This window comes from Frankia sp. CeCAU1 (assembly GCF_977971845.1).
This window is the reverse complement of sequence record NZ_CDWWXA010000094.1, coordinates 3,735-15,392: the sequence shown is the minus strand read 5'-3', so window position 1 is coordinate 15,392 and position 11,658 is coordinate 3,735. Positions and strand designations below refer to the sequence as shown.

Sequence of the window (11,658 nt, the reverse complement as noted above, 5' to 3'; positions counted from 1 at the left end):
GTCCGAATCCTCCGAGCTCAAATGGGACGAACTGCCCAAGCCGCGCGAGATCTACGAGTTCCTCGACAGTTACGTGGTGGGGCAGGAGACGGCGAAGAAGACCCTCTCCGTCGCGGTCTACAACCACTACAAGCGGGTCCAGGCGGGCGGATCCAGCGGTGACGGGAGCAAGGGCGAGGTCGAGCTCGCGAAGAGCAACATCCTGCTGCTCGGGCCGACGGGCTGCGGCAAGACGCTGCTCGCCCAGACTCTCGCGCGAATGCTCAACGTCCCGTTTGCCATCGCCGACGCCACCGCGCTGACCGAGGCGGGCTACGTCGGGGAGGACGTCGAGAACATTCTGCTCAAACTCATTCAGGCCGCCGACTATGACGTCAAAAAGGCCGAGACCGGGATTATCTACATCGACGAGGTCGACAAGATCGCCCGGAAGTCGGAGAACCCGAGCATCACGCGGGATGTGTCCGGTGAGGGCGTGCAACAGGCCCTGTTGAAGATCCTCGAAGGCACCACGGCCAGCGTGCCGCCACAGGGCGGGCGCAAGCATCCGCATCAGGAGTTCATCCAGATCGACACGACGAACGTGCTGTTCATCGTGGGCGGGGCGTTCGCCGGGCTCGACCGGATCATCGAGTCGAGGATCGGCAAGAAGTCGCTGGGGTTCCGCGCCGTACTGCACGGCAAGGACGACCCGGACGGATCCGACGTCTTCGGCGACATCATGCCCGAGGACCTGCTGAAGTACGGCATGATTCCGGAGTTCATCGGCCGGCTCCCGGTGATCACCAGCGTGTCCAACCTGGATCGTGAGGCGCTGATCCGCATCCTCACCGAGCCGAAGAACGCCCTCGTCCGCCAGTACAAGCGGCTGTTCGAGCTGGACAGCGTCGACCTCGACTTCACCTCGGACGCGCTCGAGGCCATCGCGGACCAGGCGATCCTGCGTGGGACCGGTGCCCGTGGGCTGCGGGCGATCATGGAAGAGGTCCTGCTCTCGGTGATGTACGACATCCCGAGCCGCAAGGATGTGGCCCGGGTCGTCGTCACCCGCGAGGTCGTGCTGGAGCACGTCAATCCGACGCTGGTCCCGCGCGACGTCGTGTCCAAGCGGGCTCCCCGCCAGGAGAAGTCGGCCTGACGGCGCCTACCCGGCGCCCACTCGGCGTGTCCCGTGCGACTCGGCGCGGCCCGCGCGTCGGGTCACTCAGTGCATTCCGTGCGTCGGGTCCAGCGCGGTCAGGGTCCGGCGGGCCTCAGCCAGATGGTAGAAGGACCCGGTCACCAGGATCGCCCCACCCGGCCCCGCCGCGTCCCGCAGGGCGTGGCGGACGGCGCAGCCGACGTCGGATGCGGCGTGGGCCGGCATCGCCCGCGCCCGCGCCGCGGAGACCAGGTGCTCGGCGCGGATGGCCCGCGGTGACGCCGGTTCGCAGGCGATTAGCGAGCTGATCGGTTGGTGGCGCAGTTCCGCGAGAGTCCCCTCGTAGTCGTGACCGCGCAGCGCCCCGTAGACGACGGTCCACTCTCGCCCGGGGAACTCCTCACGCAGGGACCGGGCGAGCGCCGCGCCTGCTGCCGGGTTGTGCGCCCCGTCAAGCACGCACAGCGGCTGTGCGCGCACGATTTCCAGGCGTCCCGGCGCCCGGACGCCCCCGAGACCGGCCCGGACCACGACGTCGGGGAGGGAATGACCGACGAAGGTCTCCACGGCGGCCAGGGCGCACGCCGCGTTGGCATCCTGATAGGCACCGTGCAGGGACAGCCGCACGTCGTCGTAGCGCGCCTGCGGGGTGCGGAAACCGCCCCGTCGACCCGCCGCGTCCGGGTGGCCGGCGACCGCGGCGAAGTCCCGACCCAGCCGCAGGACGTCCGTGGCCGGGGTCCGGGTGAAGATGTCGTCGAAGCGGGGGTCCACCTCGCCGAGCACCAGGTGACTGCCGGGCTTGACGATCCCGGCCTTCTCGCGGGCCACGCCCGCCATACTCCCGGCGTAGTCCAGATGATCCGCGCCGATACTGGTGACGACCGCGACTCGCCCATCGGCGATGTTCGTGGCGTCCCAGCGACCGAGCAGGCCCACTTCGACCACGGCGACGTCGACGGCCAGGTCGGCGAACCATCGGAAGGCGGTGGCCGTCAGCAGCTCGAAGAAGGTGGGCCGTCCACTCATCGGGGCGGCCGCGTCCAGGACGGTGCCCACGCAGCGTCCGAACTCCTCGTCGCCGATCGGTCGGCCGTCGACGACCAGACGCTCGTTCACCTGCTCCAGATGCGGACTGGTGTACAGCCCCACCCGCAGCCCCGCCGCGTCCAGCAGCGCCGAGATGATCCGCGCCGTCGAGGTCTTGCCGTTCGTGCCGGTCAGGTGGATCAGCGGAACCGCCCGGTGCGGATCCCCGAGCCGGCCCGCCAGCTCCCGCATCCGGGCAAGGCTCGGCACCGGCCGACCTGCCGGCATCGTCTGCTTCTCGAGATCCACCGTGTTGTTCAGGGCGGCCCACGCCGACTCGTACGTCCACTTCACAGGTTGGTTCCACTTCACCGGCTGGTTTCGCCCTCCTTCGACCTGGGGTCGACAGTAGTCCGCGGACAGGTGCGCCGGACGCGTCCTTTGCGGGGGAGCGCGGGTACAGGCGTGGGCACCTGCGTAGGCGGGAGTGAACCCGGTGGACCCGTCCCATCGGGCCGTACCATCGGGGATGTGACAGGCGCTGCCGGGACCGCCGGAACCACCCATGCTCCTGATCACGAGCGGGAGGGTCCACGCGCGTTCGCGGCCGAGTACTCCCAGCGCCGCGACATCCGCGCCCGCCCGGGCTTCGACCGGCTGCGCCGTCTGCTGGATCTGCTCGGCCAGCCGCAGCGGGCCCTTCCGAGCATCGTGGTGACCGGTTCGGTGGGGAAGAGCTCCACGGTGTCCGCGATCACCGCCCTGCTGCACTCGTTCGGCATCCGCGCGGGATCGTTGAGTTCGCCGGGCTGGCTCGGGGCCGAGCAGCGGGTGGGGTTGGCCGACGCCACGATCGATCCCGGCGTCCTCGGCCGCGCCTACGCCGATATCGCGCCGTACCTGCCGCTGATCGAGGATGACGGCCGGCTGAGTGCCTTCGAGCTGCTTGCCGCCGTGGCCTTCGCCGCCTTCGCCGACGCCCCCGCCGACCTCGCCGTGATCGAGTCCGGCTGGGACGACGCCGGCGAGCTGAGCGCACTGCTCGACGCGCCGGTGTCGGTCGTCACCCCCGTGGCGGTGGGCGAGTGGGAGCCGGCGGCGCTCCTGGACCGGATCACCGCGCGGACAGCGGGAGTCATCCGCGCCGGCACCCTGGTCGTGCTGGCCCAGCAGGTCCTGCCCGCCGCGCAGGCGCTGCTGCGGCGCGCCGCCGAGACCGGGGCGATGGTCGCCCGGGAGGGGCTGGAGTTCGGTGTACTCGGCAGGCAGGTGGCCGTCGGGGGGCAGATGATCATGCTGAAGGGGCTGGGCGGCACCTACGAGGAGATCTTCCTGCCGCTGCACGGCGCGCATCAGGCCCATAACGCGGCGGTCGCGCTGGCCGCGGTCGAGGCGTTCCTCGGCGGCGGGCGCAACCAACTCGACGTCGATGCGGTCCGCGCCGGTTTTGCCGAGGTGGACTCCCGGGGCCGGCTGGAGGTCGTCCGCCGGTCCCCGACGATCATTCTTGACGTGGCCGGCTCGCCTGTGGCGGCGGGCGCGCTGGCCGCGGCGCTCGACGAGGCGTTCACCTTCGACGTCCTTGTCGGGGTCATCGCCATCGAGCGCGAGGCCGAGAGTGCCGCCGCTCGGGACGGTGCCGCCGAGCGGGACGGTGCCGCCGAGCGGGACGGTGCCGCCGAGCGGGACGGTGCCGCCGAGCGGGACGGTGCCGCCGCTCGGGACGGTGCCGCCGAGCGGGATGCGGCGGAGCTCCTGGCCGTCCTGGAGCCGGTCCTGAACACGGTGGTGGTCACCGCCGGTGCCGGGCCCGGAGCGCTGCCGGTCGACGGTCTCGCCGCAGTCGCCGTGGGTGTCTTCGGCTCCGACCGGGTGGAGGTCGTACCCCGGTTGGACGACGCGCTCGACGCCGGGGTGCGCCTCGCCGAGGAGGACACCGATCTGGGTGGCGCCGGCGTGGTGGTTACCGGTTCGGCCTCCGTCGTGGGTCGGGCCCGGGCGTTGCTGCGTCCGTGACGTCCTCCTGGGTTTTTCCGACATGTTCCCGACGCGTTCCTGGTGCGGTTGCGGGGCGTTCCCGGGACGCCGCGGTCCCGTCACGGTGCGGACGTGGGCACCCTGTAGGTTGGCGAGGGATCCTCGGGTCCCTCGTCGAGGACGACGAAGTCGATGATCGAGAAGGAGTACCGTGTCCGTCGAGCGCACCCTCATCCTGGTCAAGCCCGATGGCGTCAGCCGTGGCCTCGTCGGTGAGGTCGTCGGCCGGCTCGAGCGCAAGGGGCTCACTCTGGTGGCGCTCGAACTGCGCACGTTGGAGCGGTCCGTCGCCGAGACGCACTACGGCGAGCACGCCAGCAAGCCGTTCTTCGGTGAACTGGTCGACTTCATCACCTCCGGGCCGCTGGTGGCCCTCGTGGCCGAGGGGCCGCGTGCGGTGGAGGCGTCGCGTGGGCTGATCGGCGCAACCGATCCGGTCAAGGCCGCGCCCGGCTCGCTGCGTGGGGACTACGCGCTGGAGATCGGCCAGAACCTCGTGCACGGCTCGGACTCGCCGGAGTCCGCCAAGCGGGAGATCGATCTCTTCTTCCCGGGCCTGAGCTGACCGCGTAGCCGTTCACACCGACCGGGGCGTTCCCGAGACGCATCGAGACGCATCGAGACGCCTCCGGTCGGATTTCGGGTGGCCTCTCCTGGCCTGGCCTGGACCGTGGGCGTGTCGCCCTCGTGACTCATGGGTGTGCGCAGGGGGGTTCCGGCCCAAGGGTGACACGAAACCGGCCCATCACCGACCGGGGCGGCGAGGGGCCCGGTGTCGGTCTACCCTTCAAGTACTTGCCCGGAGCGTGTCCGGTGGGTCGCGGTAACCGACAGGGTCGTGGTCGGTGGCCGTGGTCGAATTCCCGGTGGGCGCCCGGGTCGTCCTGTCCGATCTACGAACTCTGTACGTGTTCCACGCGCTTCTCCGGCTCCTCGGTAGGCCGTGCCTGTCGGTCGCGCCGGAGGCGGCCAGGACCGCATCCCCCGGGAAGGTCGGTACCCGACGATGTCCAGTTCGCTGTCGTTCCTCGGTCGTGACATGGCCGTCGACCTCGGTACCGCCAACACGCTGGTGTACGTGCGTGGCCGCGGGATCGTCCTCAACGAACCGAGCGTGGTCGCGATCAATACCACCACCTCGGGCATCCTCGCCGTCGGAACCGACGCCAAGCGGATGATCGGCCGGACGCCCGGCAACGTGGTGGCCGTGCGGCCGCTGAAGGACGGCGTCATCGCCGACTTCGAGACGACCGAGCGGATGCTGCGCTACTTCATCCAGAAGGTGCACCGGCGGCGCCATTTCGCCAAGCCCAGGCTGGTCGTATGCGTGCCCTCCGGCATCACGGGCGTGGAACAGCGGGCCGTGAAGGACGCCGGCTATCAGGCCGGCGCCCGCAAGGTCTACATCATTGAGGAGCCGATGGCCGCGGCGATCGGCGCTGGTCTGCCGGTGCACGAGCCGACCGGCAACATGGTCGTGGACATCGGCGGGGGCACCACCGAGGTCGCCGTGATCTCACTGGGCGGCATTGTCACCAGCCAGTCGATCCGTACCGCCGGGGACGAACTCGACGTCGCGATCATCTCCTACGTCAAGAAGGAGTACTCGCTGATGCTCGGCGAACGCACCGCCGAGGAGATCAAGATGGCGATCGGGTCGGCGCACAAGGTTCCCGACGAGCCCAGCGCCGAGATCCGTGGGCGTGATCTGATCACCGGACTGCCGAAGACGATCGTGGTGACCGCGGAGGAGATCCGCAAGGCGATCGAGGATCCGGTCAACGCGGTCATCGACGCGGTGAAGGTAACCCTCGACCGCTGCCCGCCGGAGCTCTCCGGCGACATCATGGACCGCGGCATCGTCCTCACCGGCGGCGGGGCGCTGCTGCGCGGTCTCGACGAGCGGCTGCGGCAGGAGACCGGCATGCCGATCCACATCGCGGAGAATCCGCTGCATTCGGTTGCAATGGGGTCGGGTAAGTGCGTGGAGGAGTTCGAGGCCCTACAGCAGGTACTGATCTCCGAGCCGCGGCGCTAGGCGCTTGCGCAGGGCCTTTGCCGATCCCTTCCCATTGGACCGATCCCTTCCCATTGGATATAGCCGGAGCGGTGCCTGGTGCCGCGTGGCCGTCGCCACGCGGCACCGGATCGCATAAGAGTGTGTTCGGAGGGTGTTGTGGGCCGTGGCACGAGGCGATCCCGCCTGGTGATCGTCGCCCTGCTCATCATCGCCTTCACCCTGATCACCTTGGACTACCGGACCGGAAGATCGGCCACTGGAGCACGTGGGGTTCTGCACTCGATCTTCGGGGGGGTCGAGAACGGCGTCACGACGGTCACCCGCCCGATTGGCCGGACCGCCTCCTCCCTGACGCATCCGAACCGCTATCACGACCGGGCGGATCGACTCGCGGAGGAGAACGCCCGCCTGCGCCGCCAGATCGCCGACGACACCGAGATCGGCCGGATGTCGACCGAACTCGCCGACCTCCGGTTGTTGGCGGACAAGGGCCAGTACACCATCGTGCCGGCGAAGGTGATTGCGGTCGGTGACGTTACGGGGACGGACTGGACCGTCACCATCAACGCCGGCAGGGCCGACGGCATCGTGGTCGACAAGACCGTGCTCAATGCCGACGGGCTGGTCGGCACGGTGTCCGGCGTGACCGAGCACACCGCAATCGTCCGGCTGGCCTGCGACCCGGGTAGTCACATCGGAGCACGGCTCGAACGCACCCAGCTGCTCGGTGCCGTGACCGGTGGGCAGGGACCGGGCACGTTGACCTTCACGCTGTACGACGCCTCATATCGGGTGCAGAAGGGTGATCGGATGGTCACCTTCGGCAGTCTCGACTACGTCGCCGGCGTCCCGATCGGTGTGGTCACCAAGGTCACCGACGTCGATGGTCTGTCGCGGACCGCCGAGGTCAAACCGTACGCGTCGGTCGGTACCCTGGACCTGGTCGGGGTGGTGGTCGGCAAGCCACCGGCCGACCCCGGCGACCGGGTGCTGAAGCCCAGGCCGGTGCCGACCGAGCCTGCCGCGTCCGTTCCACCGGCCCTGCTGTCACCCACCGCTGGGTCGCCGGTGGGGGGATCATTGGCCGGGGCGGCATCCGGCGTCGGGGGCGGAGCGGGTTGAGCGTGATGTGGGGCATCGCCGGCCCTGAGGAGACCCTGCGCGGGCGCGCCGTCGTGGCCGCGGTCGTGCTCCTGACCGTCGCCCTGATCCTCCAGGTCTCCGTGATCGCCCGGCTGGGTCTGCCCGGTGGCCGGCTTGACCTCATGCTCGTTCTGTTGGCAGCGATCGCGCTGATCGAGGGGCCACTGCTCGGCGCGGTCGCCGGCTTCGTGGCGGGATTGCTGGCCGATCTGTCCTCCAGCCATGTCCTCGGTCAGACTGCTCTCGTTTTGTGTTTGATCGGTTACGCTGTCGGACTGGCGATGGATGCGGCGGAGCGGTCGGTGGTGGTTCCCCTGGCGGCGATCGGTGGGGCGAGTGTGCTGGGCACTCTCGGATACGCCGCCACCACCTCGATCCTCGGTGAGGCGGCGTTGACGGGAGGTCAGGCTGTGCTGCGGGCGTTGGTAGCCGGCGTCTACGCCCTCCTGCTCACCCCGTTCCTGTTCCCGTTGCTGCTCGCGGGCTCCCGGCGGCTGGCCGGCGGTCGACGGCGGGAGCCGCGGTGAACGACCGGATGCGGGTCCGTGTCCTGCTGCTGCGCGTGCTGGTCGTCTCCCTGCTCATCACACTCGGCGCGCGGCTGTGGGTGCTCCAGATCCTGGACGGTGACCGTTACCGCCGGGTTGCCGAGACCAACCGGGTCCGCGAGGTGGTGACGCCCGCGACCCGGGGGATGATCCTTGACGACAAGGGGCAGGCCCTCGTCCGAAACCGTACGTCGCTGGTCATCTCGGTGAACCGGTCGACCACGGATCGGCAGGCCGACCAGGGCAGGGCCGTCCTCGCCCGCCTCGCCGCGGTGATCGGCACCCCCGCGGACGAGCTCGCCCGGCGGATCCGGTTCTGTAGCGCCCAGGTGAAGCCGCCCTGCTGGAACGGATCGCCCTACCAGCCGGTACCGGTCGCCAAGGACGTCAGTCCGCGGCAGGCCCTCGCCGTCATCGAACATCCCGACCGCTTCCCCGGTGTCTCCGCCGACCTGCAGGCCGTCCGTGAGTACCCGCATGGCGCGCTGGCCGCGCACGAGCTGGGCTATCTCGCGCCGGTCAGTCAGGACCAGCTCGACAAGCAGGGGGATGAGAAGGGCTACCACCTCAACAGCCTGATCGGCGTCGCCGGTCTGGAGAGCACCTATGACGACGAGCTGCGCGGCACCGACGGGGTGGAACGCCTGGAGGTGGACCGGTTCGGCCGGGTGGCCGGTACCGCGTCGACCATCGCGCCGCTCAGCGGTGACCACCTGGTGCTCAACCTCGACCTCGACGTGCAGCAGGCGGTCGAGCAGGCGCTGACGGAAACAATCAAGAAGCTCGGGGGTGGCCCGCGCACCGCCTCCGCGGTTGTGCTGGACGTGCGCACCGGCGGGGTGATCGCGATGGCGAGCCTGCCGTCCTACGACCCGTCGGTCTTTAGCGGTGGGGTCTCGGAGAGCGATTACCGGGCGCTGTCCGATCCCGCGAACGGCATCCCGCTGCTCTCGCGGGCCTACCAGGGGTCGGGGCCGGCCGGCTCCACCTTCAAGGCCATCTCCACCGCCGTCGCGATGCAGAACCTGGGCGCCAAGGGAAACGACCGCTACGACTGCGCGCCCAGCCTGCAGATCGGTGACCAGGTCTTCCACAATTTCGACGGCGAGTCGGCCGGTCCGATCACCCTGCACCAGGCGCTGGTCATTTCCTGTGACGTCATCTTCGACAAGTTCGCCTACGACGCCTGGCTCGCGGACGGCGGGCTGCGTAACGGCCGTGGGCCCTACTCCCCCCCGAAAGAATACTTCGTCAAGATGGCCCAGGCGATGGGCTTCGGCCGGACCACCGGGCTGGATCTGCCCGGCGAGACGCGGGGCTCCGTCGTCGACCGCGCCGGCGCCAAGGCGATCTGGGCGGAGCTCAAGGACTCCTACTGCCGGCGGGCCAAGAACGGCTACCCGGAGGAACCCGACCCGGCCAAGGCCGAGCGGTACCGCAAGTACGCCGCCGAGGCGTGCGTTGACGGCTACCTGTACAACGCCGGTGCCGCCACCCAGTTCGCGATCGGCCAGGGCCAGTACCTGTCGCTGAGCCCGCTGCAGCTCGCCGTCGCCTACGCGGCCATCGCCAATGGCGGCACCCTGTACAAGCCCACCCTCGCCAAGGCCACCGTGTCCCCGGACGGCAAGGTCGTCAGGACCTTCGCGCCGCGCCGGGCCGGGACGCTGCCGGTCTCACCGGAGAACCTCGCCTACATCCGGGACAGCCTGCGCGGGGTGACGACGGAGGGCGGGGGCACCGCCACCGGAGTCTTCGCGGACTGGCCGAGCGACGTCGTCCCGATCGCGGCGAAGACCGGGACCGCCGAGGTTGAGGGTAAAGGGGACACCTCCTGGTTTGCCTCCTTCGCGCCGGCGAACGACCCCCAGTTCGCCGTCGTGGTCACCATCCCGGACTCCGGGACCGGCGCGGAGTTCGCGGCTCCGGTGGCCAAACAGATCTACCAGGCAATCTACGGTGTCGGCCGGCCGGCGGCGATGCCGGGTGGGAAACCGCCTGCCGGGCTGCCGAAGCTCAACCGGGACGGGACGATCGCGGCGGCGTCACCGCAGCCCGCCCCCGCGACGCCGGCCTCGCCGGCCGGATCGGCGCCGGGCCCGGCCGCCCCCCTGCCCGGCACCAGCGGCGCGGGCGCGACGGCGACGGGCCGGGCGCCGCCCTGACGGCCACCTCGTGCCGTGAGGACGGCGCCTCGGGATGGGGTGGGAGCCCCAGGACGTGAATGTCGTGTCGGCGTGACGGCGGTGGCGGGAGGCGCAGTGGTAGACGAAGCGGGACCCACCGCACTTCGATCGTCTCCGGTGCCCATCCGGGGGCGGATCGGGCACCTGCGGGAGAGGGCTTCCGGACCCCACTCGCCGCTGCGCCGGCTCGACTGGCCGCTGCAGCTCTGCGTCATCGCGTTGTCTGTTCTCGGTGCTCTGCTGGTCTGGTCGGCGACCCGCCAGCGGCTCAGCGAGGCGGGCAGTGATCCCAACACCTTCCTCGATCGGCACCTACTGAACCTGGCCATCGGGCTGGTGCTCGGCGCGGTTGCGACCGTCATCGACTACCGGGCGGTGCGGGCCTACGCGCCCTTCGTCTATCTCGGCTCGCTCGTCGGGCTCGTCGCGGTACTCCTGTTCGGTTCGACGATCAACGGCGCGCACTCGTGGATTGTGCTGCCTGCCGGCTTCCAGCTGCAGCCGTCCGAGTTCGCCAAGATGGCGCTCGTGGTCGGCGCGGCGATGATCCTCGGTGAGAAACACGAGGACCGGCACACGGGAGTCCGGCGCGGCGCTCCTGGCCACGGTGACGTGCTGCTCGTGCTCGGGCTCGCCGTGGTCCCGATTGGCTTGATCATGTTGCAGCCGGACTTCGGTACCGTCATGGTTCTGGTCTTCACCACCCTCGGCATGCTGGCGGTCAGCGGCGCGCCGCGCCGATGGGTGCTGGGGCTGATCCTCTGCGGTGTGCTGTTCGGCGGCGCGATCCTCCAGTTCCATCTCCTGAAGCCGTACCAGGAGGCCCGGCTGACCTCGTTCGTCTCCGAGAACAAGGCATCGTCCGGCACGGGCTACAACGTCGACCAGGCGATGATCGCGATCGCCAACGGCGGAATCTCCGGACGGGGCCTGCTGCACGGCCAGCAGACCCAGGGCCAGTTCGTCCCGGAACAGCAGACGGACTTCGTGTTCAGTGTCGCGGGGGAGGAGCTGGGATATCTCGGGGCTGGCGGAATCATCGTGTTGCTCGGCGTGGTTCTGTGGCGGGCCCTGTCGATCGGCTTCGGTTCGCAGGACTCCTTCGGCGCGCTCGTCGCCACCGGGGTCGTCTCCTGGTTCACCTTCCAGGCGTTCGTCAACATCGGCATGTGCCTGGGCATCATGCCGGTCACCGGCCTGCCGTTGCCTTTTCTCTCCTACGGCGGTTCGTCGATGTTCGCGAACATGATTGCTGTCGGACTCCTGCAGAACGTGCGGCTGCGATCCCGATCGGACCCGTATGCCTCCTGAGCTCGCTCGGCGGCGCTTCCCGGGTCGGCGGCGCTTCCCGGGTCGGCCGAGCGTCGAGGTGGACCTGGCGCGTGCCGTAGGCTCGCATGCATGTCCGGACAGTCGCTGTTCGCTCGCCTGGAGCCGCTGCTCCCGCGGGTGCGAAGGCCCGTGCAGTACGTCGGAGGCGAAGGCAACTCCACGGTCAAACCCTGGGACTCCGCGGCCGTCCGCTGGTGCCTGATGTATCCGGACGCCTACGAG

General features: G+C 69.8%; 9 protein-coding genes. 8 read left to right on the top strand and 1 reads right to left on the bottom strand.

Going from position 1 to position 11,658, the window contains the following annotated elements; translation table 11 throughout:
- The coding region (clpX, locus tag AC08OO_RS16045; protein ID WP_476618703.1) for an ATP-dependent Clp protease ATP-binding subunit ClpX at positions 1-1,138 on the top strand (1,138 nt) is incomplete at its 5' end.
- Positions 1,139-1,204: 66 nt separating this feature from the next.
- Here the strand turns inward: clpX and AC08OO_RS16040 are convergent.
- Complete coding sequence (locus AC08OO_RS16040; protein WP_476610847.1) at positions 1,205-2,524, bottom strand: bifunctional folylpolyglutamate synthase/dihydrofolate synthase; 1,320 nt, start codon at positions 2,522-2,524, stop codon at positions 1,205-1,207.
- Positions 2,525-2,701: 177 nt separating this feature from the next.
- Here AC08OO_RS16040 and AC08OO_RS16035 point away from each other — a divergent pair, with 177 nt between their 5' ends.
- The 7 genes from AC08OO_RS16035 to rodA all read left to right on the top strand — a co-directional run bounded on the left by AC08OO_RS16035 (position 2,702) and on the right by rodA (position 11,415).
- Complete coding sequence (locus AC08OO_RS16035) at positions 2,702-4,186, top strand: folylpolyglutamate synthase/dihydrofolate synthase family protein (RefSeq protein ID WP_476610848.1); 1,485 nt, start codon at positions 2,702-2,704, stop codon at positions 4,184-4,186.
- Between the two features lie 172 nt (positions 4,187-4,358).
- Positions 4,359-4,772, top strand: coding sequence for a nucleoside-diphosphate kinase (gene ndk, locus AC08OO_RS16030; RefSeq protein ID WP_011435654.1), 414 nt, complete (start codon positions 4,359-4,361; stop codon positions 4,770-4,772).
- Positions 4,773-5,213: 441 nt separating this feature from the next.
- Entirely contained in the window at positions 5,214-6,245 is a 1,032-nt protein-coding gene (locus AC08OO_RS16025) for a rod shape-determining protein (protein WP_011435655.1), read from the top strand.
- 138 nt (positions 6,246-6,383) lie between these two features.
- A complete protein-coding gene (gene mreC, locus AC08OO_RS16020; protein WP_476606687.1) occupies positions 6,384-7,349 on the top strand; it encodes a rod shape-determining protein MreC in 966 nt (321 codons plus the stop codon).
- A gap of 5 nt (positions 7,350-7,354) precedes the next feature.
- Positions 7,355-7,897: a rod shape-determining protein MreD gene (gene mreD, locus AC08OO_RS16015; RefSeq protein ID WP_011435657.1), complete on the top strand. Its 543-nt coding sequence runs from the start codon at positions 7,355-7,357 to the stop codon at positions 7,895-7,897.
- A complete protein-coding gene (gene mrdA, locus AC08OO_RS16010) occupies positions 7,894-10,083 on the top strand; it encodes a penicillin-binding protein 2 (protein WP_476610849.1) in 2,190 nt (729 codons plus the stop codon). The genes mreD and mrdA overlap by 4 nt, the downstream gene beginning before the upstream one ends.
- Positions 10,084-10,179: 96 nt before the next feature.
- Positions 10,180-11,415 carry a rod shape-determining protein RodA gene (rodA, locus tag AC08OO_RS16005; RefSeq protein ID WP_476610850.1) on the top strand — a complete coding sequence of 412 codons (1,236 nt, stop codon included), beginning with the start codon at positions 10,180-10,182 and terminating at the stop codon, positions 11,413-11,415.
- The last annotated feature ends 243 nt before the right edge of the window (positions 11,416-11,658 follow it).